Below are 17,055 nucleotides of genomic sequence, written 5' to 3' on the forward strand. Positions count from 1 at the left end.
CTTCAACTGCTTATTTAATTACATTAAGTTTTCCGGGTTAAGTTTTTCAAGTTCCGGAATGACAAAGCGTCCGTCTTTGCGAATGAGCACATCGTCAAAATAGATCTCTCCGCCGCCGTATTCAGGACGCTGGATCAATACCATGTCCCAGTGAACCGATGAGCGGTTCGTGTTGTCCGCGGTCTCATAGGCTTGGCCCGGCGTGAAATGGATACTGCCGTCAATCTTTTCGTCGAACAAAATGTCTTTCATCGGATGTTTGATATAAGGATTCACACCGATAGCAAATTCACCGATATAACGCGCGCCGTCATCCGTATCCAGAATATCGTTTAATTTCTTGGTGTCATTGCTCGTTGCTTCAACGATGCGGCCATTTTCGAAACGAAGAACAATGTTCTCGAAAGAAGTGCCGGAGTAAATTGTCGGCGTATTGTAGCTGATTACACCATTGACAGAGTCTTTCACAGGTGCTGAATACACTTCACCATCCGGAATATTTCTCAAGCCGGAACATGGGACTGAGCCGATATTTTTGATGGAGAAAGAGATGTCCGTGCCTTTGGCGACAAGACGAACTTTATCCGTGCGATTCATAAGCTGGACAAGCGATTCCATCGCTGCCGCCATTTTGCTGTAGTCGAGATTGCAGACGTTAAAGTAGAAATCTTCGAATTCCTCCGTGCTTTTGCCGGCCAGTTGGGCCATGGAAGGGTTCGGATAGCGCATGACGCACCATTTGGTATTGTTAATGCGCTCATCGAAGAGCGGGCGTTGGAAGTATTTCAAATAAAGGCGCATTTGCTCATCCGGAACATCGGACGATTCCGTAATGTTGTCTCCGCTGCGAACCGCAACATAAGCATCCATCTGCTTCATGCGTGCGAGCTCAAAGTCGGACCATTGGCTAAACTGCTCTTGTGTGCCTTTCATTTGCAAGCTTCTTGTGATCATTGGATCACGCAGCTCGATGAATGGCTTGCCGCCTACGGCATATACTTCTTCGATAAAGCATTTGGCAAGTTCAGGATCTTTGACGCCGATCATTTCGATCAAAATGTTTTCTCCGGGTTGAAGACTCACCGAATAACGGATAATGTTGCGGGCAAAAGTTTGAAGTCGTGGATCTCTCATTCTTAGGTCTCCCTTTATTGAATATTATTACTTAGAAAGTATATCGCAATGAGCGCGGTAAAGCCAATCGGGCACTGATTTCGCGGAACTTTAAGGGTATGCTACAATAGTGTACTAGGCAAGTGTGAGTAAGCTATGACAACTAGAGGAGGACACGAATGGCAAGAGAGCAGATCAAGGTGCCCTTTGGGTACGAACCCCCGGCACAAACTCGCAAAGGTACCATCTTTGTGTTCGAAACATTTGAGGATTGGACGGAAGCCGACATGCAAGCTTTTGCAGCATGGGCGGAGGAAAAGAAATTTGTTCGGGCCATTTTTTATCCGCAGCACGAAGAAACGCTCCGCAGGATGGACATTCCGAGCAAAGCGCCCTATCATGCAAGGGTGAAGCATCTGGAAAGCCTGCTTAAACAAACGAATTCATCGGTACAATTGGATTTGGATACGTGGGAAGGGAAGCGGAAGAAATATACTCCAATGGATACATCGCTTCATTTTTTGACGGACAAATCGCCAGGACCTTATTTTTTATGCCTAAGTGACCGCTACGCTAATCTTTTTGTCACTTATCCGTCCTTTAAGGAATGGATTAAAAATCTAAGGCTTTACATTAACGAGCAGTTCCATGTTCCCCTCCATGGCAGACTGACGGAATACGCGCAAAGATGGGAAACCGTTCGTTTTGGAAATGGCGCTTAAAAATAAGCTTGTTCCTAATAAATTAACCACATTAATTATGGTTATTATCGTTGCGGGCATGAGTCAAGGCATGCTCTTGCCGCTGCTAACGATTTTGTTGGATCGTTCGGGCGTCTCTACGGATGCAAATGGCTTGAACGCGGCTGCGCTGTATATCGGTATCTTCTCGACGATGTTTTTCATAGAGAAGCCGGTTAGGCGCTTCGGCTACAAGCCGGTCATAATAGTTGGAATGGGACTGATCATCACGGCAACCTGTCTTTTCCCTGCATGGCAGCAGGTTGGATTTTGGTTTGCCCTCCGTTTGTTGGTAGGAGTAGGTGACAGCGCCTTGCATTATGCCACGCAATTATGGATTGTAACGTCAAGCCCTAAAGAGCATAGAGGACGGAATATCTCATTGTATGGCATGGCTTATGGCATGGGGTTTAGTTTAGGTCCAATCGGGATTACGCTGCTCAAAGCAGGCATTTGGGTTCCGTTTTTGACCACAAGCAGCTTTTTCCTCTGCGTTCTGTTGCTGTTGACGAAACTGCCTAATGAACGCCCTGAACGGGGAGAACGCGTGGAAGCCGTGCATAAGCGTGCAACCAAAGTGGCGGCCATCGCCTGGTTCCCGCTCATCACTTCGCTGCTATACGGCTATATGGAAGCCTCGATGAACAGCAATTTTCCGCTATATGGCTTGCGCATCGGCCTCTCAGAGCCAAATATCGGAGTTCTGCTGCCCGTCATCGGGGTAGGCAGTCTCATTATGCAGCTGCCGCTCGGTATTTGGAGTGACCGCATCGGGCGGAAGAAAATTCTTATTGCATCCGGACTTATCGGTGCTCTTGCCTTTCTATGTATCCCTTTTGTCGGAGCGAATGTCTGGTGGATCGGCGTGTTGTTTGGCATTGCCGGAGGGATGGTCGGTTCGTTCTTTTCACTTGGACTAGCCTACGCGGCAGATATTTTACCTAAACATTTATTGCCTACAGCCAATGTCCTAGCCTCGATCCAGTACAGTGTAGGGAGCATTGCCGGCCCCTTAATCGGAGGAATAGCCATTCGGTATTCGAACGTAGCAAGTATTTTTTATATGCTCAGCCTTATATATGTGATATTCGCCCTATCCGGACTTATGTTTCGTCGTGAAAATTCCGTATAAAAGAAAGACACTCCAACCTTAGTCAAGGGAAGAGTGTCTTCGTTTTTTAGCCTATTTCATAGCTGGCCGCCTGATCCGTCATATATCGCTCAGTCAAAATCGTCAGCATGGAGATGCCGATTTGGTTTTCGCCGCCTTCAGGAATAATAATGTCCGCATACTTCTTGGAAGGTTCGATAAAAGCGTCGTGCATTGGCTTCACTGTCGTCAAGTACTGATCGAAGACCGATTGCAGCGTGCGCCCCCGTTCATTGATGTCACGCGAAAGCCTGCGCAAAATCCGGACATCCGGGTCCGTATCGACGAACACTTTGATGTTCAAAGCGCCGCGCAGCTCCTCATCGGTTAACACATGAATGCCTTCAAGCAGTACAATGGGCTTAACCTCAATTCGGATCGTCTCTTTCGAGCGGCCATGCTGCGCGAAATCATAGACCGGAATATTGACCGCATTTCCGTTTTTTAGTTCGTTTAGATGCTTAAGAAGTAGTTCATTATCGAATGCACGAGGGTGATCGTAGTTAATGCGCTCCCGTTCTTCATACGTAAGACCACTATGATGAAGATAGTAATTATCCTGAGAAATTAATGTTACGTTCGTGGATCCCAGCTTGTTGATGATCGATCTGGCAACCGTAGTTTTTCCTGAACCGGTACCACCGGCAATTCCGATAACGAGCATGAAATGTAGTGCCTCCCCAAATAACTTGAAAACCTTCCTCAGTAGTTTAACATATTGTTTATATAAAAAGAAAAAGCGATCGAATTTCGATCACTTTTTACATAGAACCGACCTATCGAATTTGCTTAGGGGTGTGAAATTTCACTTGATTGGCTTCGACGTCTTGCGCAGCTTGCGTCAATTGCTCCATCGTTTGCTGGATTTGCTGTCCATATTGCTCATTATCGTAAGTTTGAAGCTGCGCTTGTGCATCTCTGACTTTATGCTTGGCCTGTGTGAGAGCGGCTTGGGCAGACTGGATATCTTGAGGATGAGACTGAACTATAGCTCTTTGCAGTTTATACTCAGCGTCTTGAGCCAGGCGGATGGCTTGATCGGCTGCGTCAATAGCGTGTTGTACCTGCATCGAAAACTCACGGGTGTCGGACATAGGGGAGAGCCTCCTAGGAATCGAGTTATTTGAAAGTGAACAGCGACTTTACTACATTGCTCCAAACATGGGGAAATCATTCTTCAATCAGGAAATGAAATTATTTCCTGGGGAAGCGCAAATTATGAGGCTTCTCATGATTATTCGACAACGAAAGTCAGAAAATTGTGAATACAAGAATTATTGCGATCGCATAGGGTATTGTTTCCAAAATATAAGTGGACAAACCGTATGAATATTCATAAGCTAGAGAGGATAGCTTTTTTTGACATGAATAGACATTTAGCGCTTACATAGGGGATGAAAAGATGAAATTTTGTAAAAGCGTGTGCTTGGTTGCAGCGCTAACCTTCTTGATTTCCGGGTGCGGGAAAGCGAAAACGAGCACGACGCCGGCAAATACCTATACGCCAACATTAGAGGTCAGCGCGGTTGTCAACGGAGACACCGCTGCCCTGCAGTTGACTACGGATTTGAAGCTATCCAAAGAGCATTATAATCAACAACGTGTGCAGGGAGAAGGGCATGTTCATATTTCCCTGGATAATAGCGAGAAGATCATCGTGACGGACAAGGAACAAGTGTTCGACCATTTAAGCAAAGGCCCGCATGAAGCCAAGGTGTCTCTGCATAACAACGATCATACCCCCTACGACGTTAGCAAAACGATCACGTTTGAAGTGAAATAGGAGCCCTAATACCTATGCCTTTTATGCAAAAGAAAATCAGTTTACAGAAACGAATTGTATTTCTTATTACTTCAGTGACGGTCGTCATGGTTTCGACAATGATGGTCTTCGACACCATGAGTTTGAATCAATCCATCAGAGAAGCCTATGTGAGCCAAATCAGCGGCATGACCATCGCGATCAACGGACGGTATGAAGAATCCCGTTCAGTTACGGATGTACAACAAATTTTTGATTATATTCAATACAAAAACAGCCGGGTTCTCGAGCTGAAGTTGTACGGCAATAATGGGCTCATATTGGCAGCTTCCGATCGCGCGGTGGTCGGGGATCGTCTGGATCCGGCAAGCGTCGTCATCCCCAAGCAGGACCAAACGCTCGTCGACCGGCTGCCCATGGCACACAGCAACAAACCGGTTGTCCGCTTAATTGCGCCGCTGCAAGAAGATGGGGGCGTTGTCGGAGCCGTGGAGGTCATTTTCGACTCTTCCGAGGAGACCAAGCTGCTTAAGGAACGTACGAAACTCATTTTGATTGTCGGCATGTCCATTGCGATTGTCTTATCCGCTTTGCTTTGGCTTATTTTACGTAAAGTCGTTATTCGCCCCTTAAAAAAGCTTCGCGAAGCCGCTGTAATCGTTAAGCAGGGAGGAGAGCTGCCGAAGCTGCACTTCCAGACTTCCCCCGAAATTATGGAGGTATCCGAAGCCTTCAACGATATGGTCACAAATTTGGAAGAGCGCTATCAAGAGCTGCAGTATGCGCTGAATACGCTGCAGATTACGCAGGACCAACTGGTGCAATCGGAGAAAATGGGGGCCTTAGGGAATCTTGTGGCCGGTGTCTCCCATGAAATCAATACACCGATCGGGATCGGCGTTACCGCGATATCTTATCTGGATCAGAAGACGAAGGATTTTCGGAACCTGTATGAGACGGGCAAAATGAAAAAGTCCGATTTGGAGCAGTTCCTTTCCGTGATCGGAGAAACGAATGCCATGGTGCAGTCGAATTTGGAACGCGCCTCCTCTTTAGTACGCAGCTTTAAGCAAATCTCTGTGGATCAAAGTGTTGAGGTGAAACGGACCTTTCAATTACGGGAATATCTGGAGGGAATCGTGGCCAGCTTGAAGCCCTCGCTTAAGAAAACGAGACTTCGTGTGGACGTCTATTGTGACGAGCGGCTGAATCTGTATACATACCCGGGAGCTTTATCCCAAATTATTACGAATTTAGTGATGAATTCATTGAACCATGCCTATGCGCCGGAAGAAGAAGGAAGTTTATGTTTACGTGTCACGGAGCAACAAGATCATATTTTGCTAGCTTATTCCGATGACGGCAAAGGGATGACGCAAACCGTACTCGATCAAATTTTCGATCCCTTCTTCACGACAAGCCGCGGCAAAGGCGGAACCGGTTTGGGCATGAATATCGCTTATAATCTCGTTACACAATCGCTGAATGCCACTATCCAATGCTTTAGTACATTGGGGCAAGGAAGTTTATTTATTATTACGATTCCAAAAGAGGAGGAGTCCGAGCTATGACAAGACAGGATGGGTTAATGGACCTGGATGAACTTCTATTTGCCGAAGAAGAAGAGGAGAACGTTTCCTCGGATGACGCGGTACTGGAACAAGATCCCTGGATCGTCTTAATTGTCGATGATGAAAAACAAGTTCATCAAGTGACAAAGATGGTTCTGCAAGATTTCGAATTTGACGGCAGAAAGCTGGAGCTTCACAGTGCATACTCAGCTGCAGAAGCTAAGCAAGTTTTACAGCAGCAGCCCAATGCGGCATTAGTATTGCTTGATGTGGTTATGGAGCAGGAAGACGCTGGGCTTCAAATTGTAAAATATATACGCGAGGAAATGAAAAATACGGCGATTCGTATTATTTTACGTACGGGACAGCCTGGGCAAGCCCCTGAACGCACGGTCATTATGGAATACGACATTAATGATTATAAGGAAAAAACCGAGCTGACGACTCAAAAGCTGTTCACGACCGTCGTTACCGCGTTGCGCTCTTACCGGGATTTGAAAACGATTGAGAAAAGCAGATCAGGCCTGGAGGAAATCATTAAGTCTTCTGCCACGTTGTTCGAGCTTCAATCCATGAAGAAGTTTGCTTCAGGGGTCTTGACACAGATGACTTCCATTGTGAATTTACATAAAAATGCCCTGCACTGCTCCTTTGCCGTAACTAAGGGAGTCGAGGACATTTATATTTTGGCGGCCAGCGGCGATTATGCGTCCAATCAGGATGAAAGAGCGCGTGATGTCGTTCCTGCGCACGTTCTCGAGGAGATTGAACAAGCTTTTCAAACCAAAAAAAGCTGTTTCGCTCCAGACCGTTTTGTGATTTATTTTCAAAGCAAAATGGGGATGGAAAACGTCATTTATATGAACGGGTTTAAAGAGCTTAGCGAGTGGGAGCGTTATTTAATTGATATTTACTGTACGAACGTTTCCGTCGCTTTTGAGAATATATATTTGAACGAGGAATTGGAAAGCACGCAGCAGGAAATTATTTATACCATGGGTGAGATTACGGAAACAAGATCCCGGGAAACGGGACATCATGTGAAGCGAGTGGCTGAATATTCGCGCTTATTGGCGCTGAAATACGGACTGTCCGAGCAAGAAGCGGAAATCATTCGTTTGGCTTCACCAATGCATGATGTGGGGAAAGTCGGAATTCCGGATGCGATCCTGAATAAGCCCGGCGCACTGACCATAGAAGAATTCGAAATCATGAAAACCCACTCGAATCTGGGGTATGAAATGCTGAAGCATTCGAATAAGCAAGTTTTGAATGCCGCGGCCATCATTGCCCAGCAGCACCACGAGCGGTTCGACGGCACAGGATATCCGCAAGGACTTAGCGGTGAATCTATTCATCTCTATGGCCGCATCACAGCGGTGGCGGATGTGTTTGACGCGCTCTGCAGCGATCGCGTCTACAAGAAGGCTTGGGAGTTGGATCGCGTGCTGGATTTATTGAAAACAGAACGCGGCCGTCATTTCGATCCTGTCGTCGTGGATCTTTTCTTGGATCACCTGGACGAGTTCCTGGCGATCAAAGAGCACTATAAGGAACAACGTTAACGCCATTAAGGATTGATCATGCTAACCGAAACGGTTCTTATTAGACTGCGAGCAGCTTTGCAGTCCAGTAATACCCTGTAGTTCCGCAAGGGGCCCCGCATTTAGGTCCATTTTGCCTGAAAAGAAAGAGACTATTCTCAAGTAGATGATGAATCTATTCGAGGATGGTCTCTTCTTTCATTCCTCACTGAAAGAGGGTGGAGAACTACAGGGCGCTATTTTGCTAGAAACAACCCTTTAGGCAATGGGAAGGGAACTAGGGTCCGCTATTCCATCATTCGGAGCAGATGGCTAGATCATTGAGGTGAAATAAGACCCTGTAGTTCCCCTCGAACGCCGAAATTCAGCTTTTTGCTGAAATAAGGGAATAGAGTTCCCTCAAACAGGCAGATATCAAGTTGAGCTGGTACCAAGTATGCGAAGGAGAAATGCATCCGGAGAATTACAGGAGTGTTGCACAAAATGCAGCATAGTGCGCATACTGAAGCCCACGAGCTTTAGCATGCTTACAACCGCACCCTCACCTCGCCCTCGGTACTTATCCTGTACTTCTTCGATCCCATCTTCACTTCGGATAGTATTGCAATATTGCCCTTTGAATAACATAGCTACATTGCACTTTGTACAACCAGTTCAGCCTATTTTCGCTTTTCCGGCAGCTATATTGCACTTAATACAACCATTTACCCTCAAACGTTAGTTTTCAGCGCAAATCTAGCGAAATCATTGTACTTTGTACAACGAGAGTGAGCTCTAGCCGCAAAATACCCACACCATGTTGCACAAAGTGCAGCATAGTGCGCGTACTGAAGTGCACGAGCTTCTTCCTGCTTACAACCGTACCTTCACCTTACCTTTGGTGCTTATCCTGTGCTTCTTTCTTGATCCCTTCTTCAGCCGACTAACATAGCTACATTGCACTTTGTACAGGTTACTATCACGATTTGGTTTGTGTGAACTTGTGATTTTATGAACTATGAAATTGATTTATATGTACAGGTAAATTCACTAGAAATGGCCAAAATGGCGCAATTCGCTGAAATTACCTGTACGTTTTACATCAAAGTCAGCGAAATAGCACTAAATCATTCTTTGGTTTTGGGATAAGGGGGGAATCCGAAACAGCAGCAACAGCTGCGGCAGGAGCATCATAAAGGAGTGGACTTCGGAGGTGAGCATGCTTAAGGATACGTTACCTTTGAAAGTGGGGTTCATAATAACTTGTTCCTGTGACGAAAAGCTTTGGAAGGCTGTTTGCTCAGCTGGTCGAGCAGATGTAATAGTGTTAGCGGCAGTTTTTGTACTTGCTAACGGAAGGGGAGGTCCTTATTCAATGGAAAAGAACCCCTTTGAACATGTAACAGACACCAACGATGTTACTTGCTCACTTGGGAACTGATTTCTCCCCGGAATTAGCAAATAGGGACTCTGTTGTCCGTCTACAGAGAGATGCGACGCTTTTCGTGAATATAACGGCCGCTGTGTCCGAAGCGTGATGAGACCTAGGACTCTTCATTGCGGTGTTTGTAAGATTTATCGAAATTTTGTGGACACGGGTAAAAATGATGTATAAATGAAAATATTTTTCCCTATTGCAACATTTGCGAAATTGGTTAATAATGTACATGAGATAAAGTTTCCTTAGGTAAACAAATGTGGGCTTGACCAAATTAAAGGACGAACCAATCGGGGAGGTACCTGCGAATGAACGAAGTGAAGACAAGAGGGGTTTGGAAGAAGGGGGCTGCGGTTGCCCTGCTAGGCATGATGCTGACTGTATCGGCCTGCGGGAAAGATGCGAACATACCGGCATCCGGGACGGGGAAGGAGATTAAAGTAACTACGACGATCGGCATGATAACGGATATCGCCCAGAATGTGGGTTCCACCCATGTCAAAGTAACAGGGCTTATGAACGCGGGAGTTGACCCGCATTTGTACAAAGCCTCACAGGGAGATATGAAGAAGCTGGACGATGCACAAATCATTTTCTACAATGGCCTGCACCTTGAAGGCAAAATGGTTGAGATCTTGGAGAAAATGGGGAAGGAAAAGCCGACGGTTGCCGTGTCAGACAAAATCGATCGAAAAACGTTGCGTTCCGGTGCAGAGATGGCAACGGAATACGATCCGCACATTTGGTTTAACGTGAAGCACTGGATGAAGGCGACGGAGCAAGTCCGCGACTCTTTAAGTGAGTTGGACCCGGCACATAAGGAAGACTACAGCAAGAACGCAGCAGCCTATTTAGTCAAGCTTGAAGAATTAGACCGTTACGCGCGCGAGCAAATTGGGCTAATTCCAGAGTCAACCCGTGTTCTTGTCACGGCGCACGACGCATTCGGGTACTTCGGGGATGCCTATCACATTCAAGTGAAGGGACTTCAGGGCATCAGCACCGCGTCGGAATACGGCTCCAAGGACGTTAGCCAGCTTCGTGATTTCTTAGTTGAGAAGAAGATTAAAGCCGTATTCGTAGAGTCAAGTGTTCCCAAAAAGTCCATAGAAGCGGTTATCCAAGGAGCGAAGGAGAAAGGACATGAGATACAGATCGGCGGCGAATTATTCTCAGATGCGATGGGCGCAGCAGGAACGCCGGAAGGAACGTACGTGGGGATGGTTCGTCACAACGTGGATACGATTGTGAAGGCCTTGAAATAAAGATCGATGAGCTATAACAAGACTCATTAAGGGGGAAATGACATGAAGCATGCAGATGCGCCGCTTTCCATTCAAAATATGTCGGTGGCTTATCATAAGAAACCTGTTCTGGAGCAAGTATCCCTAACGGTACCGGAAGGCAAGCTGATTGGGATTGTAGGGCCAAACGGAGCAGGCAAATCGACATTAATTAAAGCCGCACTCGGTTTAATCCCGAGCTTATCCGGAGAAGTAAAGATTTATGGCAAGCCTTATAAAGAACAGCGCAAGCTTGTCGGTTATGTTCCCCAGAGAGAATCCGTCGATTGGGATTTTCCGACGAATGCGCTGGATGTTGTCACCATGGGGCGATACGGGCATTTGGGCTGGTTTCGCCGACCTGGCAGTAAAGAAAAACAGATAGCGATGTCATGCTTAGAAAAAGTGGGGATGGCTGAGTTCGCAGACCGGCAAATCAGCCAGTTGTCCGGCGGACAGCAGCAACGCATTTTTTTAGCTAGAGCGCTTGCACAGGATGCCAGCTTATATTTTATGGATGAACCGTTCGTTGGCGTAGATGCTGCGACAGAGAAAGCGATCATCACGTTGCTAAGTGAGCTTAAGAAGCAAGGGAAGACAGTCCTGGTGGTCCACCATGATTTATCTACCGTTCAAGAATATTTTGATTGGGTCATCCTGCTCAATGTAGGGATTGTGGATATTGGACCCACGAATGAAGTGTTTACCAAGGAAAAATTACAGCAAACGTATGGCGGAAAACTGGCGATCTGGGATCAGGAAGATTCCCATACGTTAATAGGATGAGGTGATCACCATGCTGGACTCACTGCTTCACTTATGGTTGGATCCGAATGCACGCTGGATATTGCTTGGATGCTCGTTGCTGGGTTTGAGCAGCGGAGTACTAGGAAGCTTTGCCTATTTGCGCAAGCAATCGTTGATGGGGGATGCCTTATCGCATGCAGCGCTTCCTGGAGTGTGCATAGCCTTTATGATCACAGGCTCCAAATCGATTCTGTTTTTCCTGATTGGCGCGGCAGCCGCAGGTTTGTTAGCTACATTAAGCATCGGCTGGATTACGAGGTATTCCAAAATCAAGCAGGATTCGGCTCTTGGCATTGTTTTGTCCGTTTTTTTCGGCGTAGGCATTGTCTTGTTAACCCAAATCCAACACAGCTCCAGCGGCAATCAAAGCGGGCTTGATAAATTTCTGTTCGGGCAAGCGGCCTCTATGGTACATTCGGACGTCGTTACAATGGCTATCATTTCGTTTGTATTGGTCGGTGTGTGCACGTTGTTTTTTAAAGAATTTAAGCTGCTCAGCTTTGATCCCGGGTACGCCAGAGGACTAGGCTTCCCGGTGCCGATCTTAGACCATTTCATGATGTTTCTCATCGTTGTTGCCGTCGTGGTCGGCATTCAAGCCGTAGGTGTCGTGTTGATGGCAGCTTTGCTGATAACGCCGGCTGTCGCCGCCAGATACTGGACGGAAAAGCTCGGATGGATGGTCATATTATCAGGTGTTTTCGGAGCATTCAGCGGCTTTGCCGGAACCTATTTAAGCACGTTGGGCAGTAATTTGCCGACGGGACCTTTAAGCGTATTGGCAGCTACCGGATTGTTCGGATTCTCGCTCTTATTTGCCCCTAAACGCGGCCTGTTCATGAAATGGTTCCGTCGAACATCGATGAAACAGCAGGTACTTAAGGATTCACAGTCACAGTCGTACATGAAAGCCAAAGGGGTGAGCCAAGTTGAATGATCTGTGGATTATCTTAACGGCGGCTCTGGTTGCTGCGGCTTGTTCGCTCGTCGGCTGCTTCCTTGTACTGCGCAAAATGGCCATGATCGGCGACGCCATCAGCCACTCCGTGCTTCCCGGAATCGTGATTGCTTTTTTAATAAGCGGGTCCAGAGGTTCGATTATTATACTGATTGGCGCGGCAGTTATCGGTCTGGTCACCGTGTTCTTGATTCAATTGTTCCAACAGAGCGGATTGCAATCCGATGCCTCCATCGGTGTGGTCTTCACGGCCATGTTCTCCATCGGTGTCGTTCTGATCAGTTTATACACAAGGCAAATTGATCTGGATTTGGATTGTGTGCTCTATGGGGAGATCGCCTATGTGCCTTGGAATACCATAGAAATCGGCGGAGTAAGCATAGGACCTAAAGCGGTTTGGGCGGTTGGATTTGCTCTTTTTCTCAGCGTTCTTGTTATCGGTATTTTCTATAAACAATTTAAATTGTGCTCGTTCGATCCGGCACTTGCAGCCGCAGTGGGCATACCGGTTATATTGTTCCACTATCTCTTAATGGGATTAGTCTCGATTACGACGGTTGCTTCCTTTGAAAGTGTTGGGGCTATCCTGGTAGTGGGCATGTTAATTGTACCGGCAGCAACGGCGTATCTGTTGACGGAGAGACTAAATGTCATGATCATACTTAGTGTGATGGTGGGAATTATCAGTGCTGTGACTGGTTATTACGCTGCCTATTTGCTGGATGCTTCGATAGCCGGTTGTATGATAAGCGCTGCCGGTTCCATGTTTGTCCTAGCTTTCCTTTTATCCCCAACAAATGGATTCATCATTCGGAAAATTCGTCAAAAACGCGGTTTATCTGTGGTTAATCCCGAATCCGTATAAAAAAATGCCTTGAACCTGCTTCTTTGTCTCTTTTTCGGAGATGGAGAAGCATTTCTTTTAATTGACATTTCCTGTATGCTAGTAGGGGGCTAGAGACAGACTGAAAGAAGGTGTCACCATGGAAGGAATTGGACTCGTACTGGAAGGCGGAGGTATGCGAGGCGTATACACCGCGGGAGTCTTGGAATACTTTATGGAGCAAGAGTGGTATTTTCCGTATGTTGTCGGTGTTTCGGCAGGGGCTTGCAATGCGGTGTCTTATATTTCGAAACAACCCGGACGGAATAAAAAAGTGACGATTGACTATATTGGCGATCACCGATATTTAAGCTACCGTAATTTGCTGCGCCATAAAAGCATTTTCGGTATGGATTTTATTTTTAATGAGCTGCCTAATCGTTTGGTGCCGTTTGATTACGATGCTTTTTATAGCTCGCCGCAGCAGTTCGCCATTGGGACTACGGATGCGCATACGGGTGAACCAGTTTATTACACGAAGCATCAGCTTGATCAGCAAACGATGCCGATCGTTCAAGCATCAAGCTCACTGCCATTTGTAGCCAAACCGATTCACTACGAAGGACGCACGCTGTTTGACGGCGGTTTGGTAGATCCAATTCCCGTGAAGAAATCGGTCGCTGACGGGAACAGAAAGCACGTAATTGTACTAACCAAAGAGATGGGTTATCGCAAGACCCCGTTTAAACAGCGCTGGTTAGCCAAAAGCTTTTACCCTCAGTATGACGGCCTTGTGGATGTGCTCGTCAATCGGAGTGAAATCTATAACGGTACGCTTGAGCTTGTTAGACAAATGGAAGCCGATGGCAGCGCGATGGTCATTCGTCCTTCATCCAAAGTGCTCGTGGGCCGGATGGAGAAAAATCCGAAAAAGCTGGAAGCGCTGCATGAGCTTGGCTATGAGGATGCGAAGCGAATGGGATCGCAAATAAAAGAATGGCTTTATAATTAACTAAAGGATAAGGAGCTTTTCACGTGAGTGCGATGAGCCAAAAGATTACGACATTCCTGATGTTTGAAGGTCAGGCTGAGGAAGCCATGAATTTTTACACGTCCCTATTCGATCAGTCAGAAATCGTGGAGATCAAGCGATATGGCGCAGGCGAAGCCGGTGTGGAAGGAAGTGTGGTGCGCGCGACATTTTCGCTGCATGGACAAGTCTTCATGTGTATCGATAGTTTTGTAAAGCATGATTTTTCGTTTACTCCTGCTATTTCACTCTATGTTAACTGTGATTCCGATGAGGAGATTGAACGTGTATATGCTGCGTTGTCGCAAGACGGCAAGGTGTACATGCCGCTTGGTTCCTATCCGTTCAGTGAGAAATTCGGTTGGGTCGGAGACCGGTTCGGTGTGACATGGCAATTAAATTTGGCGAAAAAGTAAACGAATGCGACCCCGTCAACCATTTTTGCTAATAGGAATGGCGGCTTTTGTTTGCATTCATAGCGAACATGCGGTATGGTAGTATCAAACCAATAAGAACCCACGGGAGCTTGAGGAGTCAGGCTGAGATTGTGACCGAAATTGTCACTAACCGTTAATCTGATCTGGGTAATGCCAGCGTAGAGAATCCACACAAAATGCACGTCCATTCCTTATCTTTTGAATGGGTTTATCATTTTTCTACCTATGGCGCTCCCGGATATCGGGGGCTTTTTCTTGTGGTTACATAGCATAAAGGGAGAGGGAAACAAGAAATGAATTGGAAGAAAATTGCACCACTTATGCTCGTGAGCTTGACTGTGCTTGCGGCAGGCTGCGGGAAACAAGAAGCTGGGCCAGCCAACTCAGCTAGTCCTGCTAACGCGGCAAAACCGCTTACCGATGTGAAGGTAGTTCTGGACTGGACGCCAAACACGAACCATACTGGTCTGTACGTAGCGAAGGATCAAGGTTTTTTTGAACAAGAAGGGTTAAATGTACAAATCATTGCGCCCGGCGAAGCAGGTGCGGATGCGATGATCGCTTCGGGTGCCGCTGAATTCGGCGTCTCTTACCAGGAAAGCATTACGCAAGGGCGTATTCAAGGCGTACCGCTAGTTTCCATCGCTGCTGTCATTCAGCATAATACCTCGGGATTTGCTTCTCCGGTAGCGAAAAATATCAAGACTCCAAAAGATTTCCAAGGGAAAACGTACGGGGGTTGGGGTGCGCCAGCCGAAAGCGCGATGATCGACTCTTTGATGCAATCCGAGAAAGCGGACCCAAGCAAAGTGAAAATTGTAAATATCGGCGATGCGGATTACTTCACGGCGGTCAAAAGAGATATCGATTTCGCTTGGATTTACTATGCGTGGACCGGAGTTGACGCCGAGCTTCGCGGCGAGCCGCTTAACATGATCTATTTGAACAAATACTCGGACAAGCTGGATTATTATACACCTGTCCTGGCAACAAGCGAAAAGTTGATCAAAGAGAAGCCTGAGCTTGTAAAAGCGTTCACGGCTGCAGCTGCGAAAGGCTATCAGTTCGCGATCAGCAAGCCGGAGGATGCCGCTAACATTTTGATCAAAGCCGTTCCGGATCTGGACAAAAAGCTCGTCATGGCCAGTCAAAAATGGCTCAGCCCGCGTTATCAGGACGATGCGCCGCGATGGGGCGAACAAAAGCGTCAAGTATGGGAGAATTATGCGAACTGGATGCTTGAGCATAAACTTCTGGAGAAAAACCTCGATGTGGATGCTGCATTTACGAACAATTTCTTGCCAGCAAGCTCGAAATAACATCATTTGTCGGAAGGGGCAGTTACAATGGCTAATGCACTCGTCAGTATTCAAATTATTCCTAAAACAAAAAATAATGAAGATGTCATTCCTTACGTGGATCGTGCGATTGAAGTTATCGCCAAGTCTGGCGTGAAATATTTCGTATCCCCATTGGAAACGACAATGGAAGGCGAGCTCGATCAACTGATGCTCATCATTCAGGACATGAATGCTGCCATGATTGAGATGGGCAGCCCTAACGTGATCTCGCAAGTGAAAATATACTTTAATCCGTCCGGAGCATCCATGGACAAGCTGACGGAGAAATACAGATAATGAAACTGAAGAACGGATTGAAAGCAGGGTGGCCACCGATTGTTGTGGTCATCCTTCTCTTGCTTATTTGGCAGCTTGCCGTGACTTGGGGAGGAGCGGCCAGCTGGCTGCTTCCGAGCCCGCTCAAAATTTGGCAGGACGGCACGACGGACATGCCGCGGGTTTGGATGCATACATTTGCTACAGTACGTTTAATGTTAATGGGGTTTATGGTTGGAGCAGCAGGCGGCGTTATCGTGGCAAGCTGCTTGCACCGCGTGGCCTTCTTGAAGGCCGGGTTTTATCCGCTTCTCATTTTGTCGCAAAATGTGCCGGTCATCGCACTCGGGCCGCTGCTTATTATTTTATTCGGTTTTGGCATTTTACCTAAACTTATTTTAATTGCACTCGTTTGTTTCTTTCCCGTAACCATGTCGACCTTGGATGGGTTTATGCAAACGGACCGGAATATGTACAACTACATGCAAATGATTGGCGCATCCAAACGGCAAATCTTTTATAAATTAGAGCTGCCGCATGCCCTGTCTTTTCTCTTTACAGGACTCAAAATATCGGCCACTTACAGCGTCATGGGAGCAGTCATTGCAGAATGGCTGGGCGGCGGAGTCGGGTTGGGCTATTATATGATTTTGCAGAAATCAGCCTTTCGCGCAGATCGCGAATTTGTCGCCATTCTTATCATTGTCGTGCTCAGCTTGCTGTTCTTTTGGCTTATTGCAGGGCTTGAGAAGCTTGTCATTCGGTGGAATGCCAAACGGTCATCTTAGGGAAGGGGAGAAAAGG

17 protein-coding genes are annotated in these 17,055 nt (G+C 46.8%); 14 read left to right on the forward strand and 3 right to left on the reverse strand.

The genetic code is table 11. From position 1 onward, the window contains the following. Positions 1–18: 18 nt before the first annotated feature. Positions 19–1,134 (reverse strand): aminopeptidase, encoded by a 1,116-nt coding sequence (locus GC097_RS23865; protein WP_171685815.1) that lies wholly within the window; start codon positions 1,132–1,134, stop codon positions 19–21. 158 nt (positions 1,135–1,292) lie between these two features. On the opposite strand from GC097_RS23865, the gene GC097_RS23870 reads away from it, so the two are divergent. After that, on the forward strand, positions 1,293–1,835 hold the full coding sequence (locus tag GC097_RS23870) for a hypothetical protein (RefSeq protein ID WP_171685816.1): 543 nt from the start codon (positions 1,293–1,295) through the stop codon (positions 1,833–1,835). Beyond that, complete coding sequence (locus GC097_RS23875; RefSeq protein WP_171685817.1) at positions 1,825–2,985, forward strand: MFS transporter; 1,161 nt, start codon at positions 1,825–1,827, stop codon at positions 2,983–2,985. Before GC097_RS23870 ends, GC097_RS23875 begins: the two co-directional genes overlap by 11 nt. A gap of 46 nt (positions 2,986–3,031) precedes the next feature. Here GC097_RS23875 and udk read toward each other — a convergent pair whose 3' ends face one another. After that, a complete protein-coding gene (gene udk, locus GC097_RS23880) occupies positions 3,032–3,667 on the reverse strand; it encodes a uridine kinase (protein ID WP_171685818.1) in 636 nt (211 codons plus the stop codon). Positions 3,668–3,779: 112 nt separating this feature from the next. Then, the gene (locus GC097_RS23885) at positions 3,780–4,097 is read right to left on the reverse strand and encodes a hypothetical protein (RefSeq protein ID WP_171685819.1); all 318 of its coding nucleotides are present in this window, start codon (positions 4,095–4,097) and stop codon (positions 3,780–3,782) included. A 308-nt stretch (positions 4,098–4,405) separates the two neighbouring features. On the opposite strand from GC097_RS23885, the gene GC097_RS23890 reads away from it, so the two are divergent. The 12 genes from GC097_RS23890 (at position 4,406) to GC097_RS23945 (ending at position 17,039) form a co-directional block, all read left to right on the forward strand. Next, complete coding sequence (locus GC097_RS23890; RefSeq protein ID WP_171685820.1) at positions 4,406–4,786, forward strand: hypothetical protein; 381 nt, start codon at positions 4,406–4,408, stop codon at positions 4,784–4,786. 14 nt (positions 4,787–4,800) lie between these two features. Further along, positions 4,801–6,336: a sensor histidine kinase gene (locus GC097_RS23895; RefSeq protein WP_171685821.1), complete on the forward strand. Its 1,536-nt coding sequence runs from the start codon at positions 4,801–4,803 to the stop codon at positions 6,334–6,336. Next, on the forward strand, positions 6,333–7,901 hold the full coding sequence (locus GC097_RS23900) for a DUF3369 domain-containing protein (RefSeq protein ID WP_216625877.1): 1,569 nt from the start codon (positions 6,333–6,335) through the stop codon (positions 7,899–7,901). The genes GC097_RS23895 and GC097_RS23900 overlap by 4 nt, the downstream gene beginning before the upstream one ends. A gap of 1,704 nt (positions 7,902–9,605) precedes the next feature. Further along, complete coding sequence (locus GC097_RS23905) at positions 9,606–10,562, forward strand: metal ABC transporter solute-binding protein, Zn/Mn family (RefSeq protein ID WP_171685822.1); 957 nt, start codon at positions 9,606–9,608, stop codon at positions 10,560–10,562. A 42-nt stretch (positions 10,563–10,604) separates the two neighbouring features. Beyond that, positions 10,605–11,366, forward strand: a complete 762-nt coding sequence (locus GC097_RS23910) for a metal ABC transporter ATP-binding protein (RefSeq protein WP_171685823.1) — start codon at positions 10,605–10,607, stop codon at positions 11,364–11,366. 10 nt (positions 11,367–11,376) lie between these two features. Further along, positions 11,377–12,324 (forward strand): metal ABC transporter permease, encoded by a 948-nt coding sequence (locus GC097_RS23915; protein ID WP_171685824.1) that lies wholly within the window; start codon positions 11,377–11,379, stop codon positions 12,322–12,324. Then, positions 12,317–13,210: a metal ABC transporter permease gene (locus GC097_RS23920; protein WP_171685825.1), complete on the forward strand. Its 894-nt coding sequence runs from the start codon at positions 12,317–12,319 to the stop codon at positions 13,208–13,210. Before GC097_RS23915 ends, GC097_RS23920 begins: the two co-directional genes overlap by 8 nt. 118 nt (positions 13,211–13,328) lie before the next feature. Continuing rightward, positions 13,329–14,180, forward strand: coding sequence for a patatin-like phospholipase family protein (locus GC097_RS23925; RefSeq protein ID WP_171685826.1), 852 nt, complete (start codon positions 13,329–13,331; stop codon positions 14,178–14,180). 32 nt (positions 14,181–14,212) lie between these two features. Then, positions 14,213–14,614 carry a VOC family protein gene (locus tag GC097_RS23930; protein ID WP_216625878.1) on the forward strand — a complete coding sequence of 134 codons (402 nt, stop codon included), beginning with the start codon at positions 14,213–14,215 and terminating at the stop codon, positions 14,612–14,614. A 314-nt stretch (positions 14,615–14,928) separates the two neighbouring features. Continuing rightward, positions 14,929–15,954: an ABC transporter substrate-binding protein gene (locus GC097_RS23935; RefSeq protein ID WP_171685828.1), complete on the forward strand. Its 1,026-nt coding sequence runs from the start codon at positions 14,929–14,931 to the stop codon at positions 15,952–15,954. A 27-nt stretch (positions 15,955–15,981) separates the two neighbouring features. Further along, positions 15,982–16,272 (forward strand): thiamine-binding protein, encoded by a 291-nt coding sequence (locus GC097_RS23940; RefSeq protein ID WP_167054316.1) that lies wholly within the window; start codon positions 15,982–15,984, stop codon positions 16,270–16,272. Beyond that, a complete protein-coding gene (locus tag GC097_RS23945; protein WP_171685829.1) occupies positions 16,272–17,039 on the forward strand; it encodes an ABC transporter permease in 768 nt (255 codons plus the stop codon). Before GC097_RS23940 ends, GC097_RS23945 begins: the two co-directional genes overlap by 1 nt. Positions 17,040–17,055 lie beyond the last annotated feature (16 nt).

It is taken from the genome of Paenibacillus planticolens (assembly GCF_013141725.1).
Taxonomy (GTDB): Bacteria; Bacillota; Bacilli; order Paenibacillales; family NBRC-103111; genus Paenibacillus_E; species Paenibacillus_E planticolens.

Bases quoted from the DNA above. Each gene is read 5' to 3' on its own strand.
- GC097_RS23900 (WP_216625877.1), top strand. From the start codon at position 6,333: ATGACAAGACAGGATGGGTTAATGGACCTGGATGAACTTCTATTTGCC.
- GC097_RS23940 (WP_167054316.1), top strand. From the start codon at position 15,982: ATGGCTAATGCACTCGTCAGTATTCAAATTATTCCTAAAACAAAAAAT.
- udk (WP_171685818.1), bottom strand. From the start codon at position 3,667: ATGCTCGTTATCGGAATTGCCGGTGGTACCGGTTCAGGAAAAACTACG.
- GC097_RS23930 (WP_216625878.1), top strand. From the start codon at position 14,213: ATGAGCCAAAAGATTACGACATTCCTGATGTTTGAAGGTCAGGCTGAG.
- GC097_RS23915 (WP_171685824.1), top strand. From the start codon at position 11,377: ATGCTGGACTCACTGCTTCACTTATGGTTGGATCCGAATGCACGCTGG.
- GC097_RS23885 (WP_171685819.1), bottom strand. From the start codon at position 4,097: ATGTCCGACACCCGTGAGTTTTCGATGCAGGTACAACACGCTATTGAC.
- GC097_RS23925 (WP_171685826.1), top strand. From the start codon at position 13,329: ATGGAAGGAATTGGACTCGTACTGGAAGGCGGAGGTATGCGAGGCGTA.
- GC097_RS23865 (WP_171685815.1), bottom strand. From the start codon at position 1,134: ATGAGAGATCCACGACTTCAAACTTTTGCCCGCAACATTATCCGTTAT.
- GC097_RS23935 (WP_171685828.1), top strand. From the start codon at position 14,929: ATGAATTGGAAGAAAATTGCACCACTTATGCTCGTGAGCTTGACTGTG.
- GC097_RS23870 (WP_171685816.1), top strand. From the start codon at position 1,293: ATGGCAAGAGAGCAGATCAAGGTGCCCTTTGGGTACGAACCCCCGGCA.
- GC097_RS23895 (WP_171685821.1), top strand. From the start codon at position 4,801: ATGCCTTTTATGCAAAAGAAAATCAGTTTACAGAAACGAATTGTATTT.
- GC097_RS23875 (WP_171685817.1), top strand. From the start codon at position 1,825: ATGGCGCTTAAAAATAAGCTTGTTCCTAATAAATTAACCACATTAATT.
- GC097_RS23905 (WP_171685822.1), top strand. From the start codon at position 9,606: ATGAACGAAGTGAAGACAAGAGGGGTTTGGAAGAAGGGGGCTGCGGTT.
- GC097_RS23945 (WP_171685829.1), top strand. From the start codon at position 16,272: ATGAAACTGAAGAACGGATTGAAAGCAGGGTGGCCACCGATTGTTGTG.
- GC097_RS23890 (WP_171685820.1), top strand. From the start codon at position 4,406: ATGAAATTTTGTAAAAGCGTGTGCTTGGTTGCAGCGCTAACCTTCTTG.
- GC097_RS23910 (WP_171685823.1), top strand. From the start codon at position 10,605: ATGAAGCATGCAGATGCGCCGCTTTCCATTCAAAATATGTCGGTGGCT.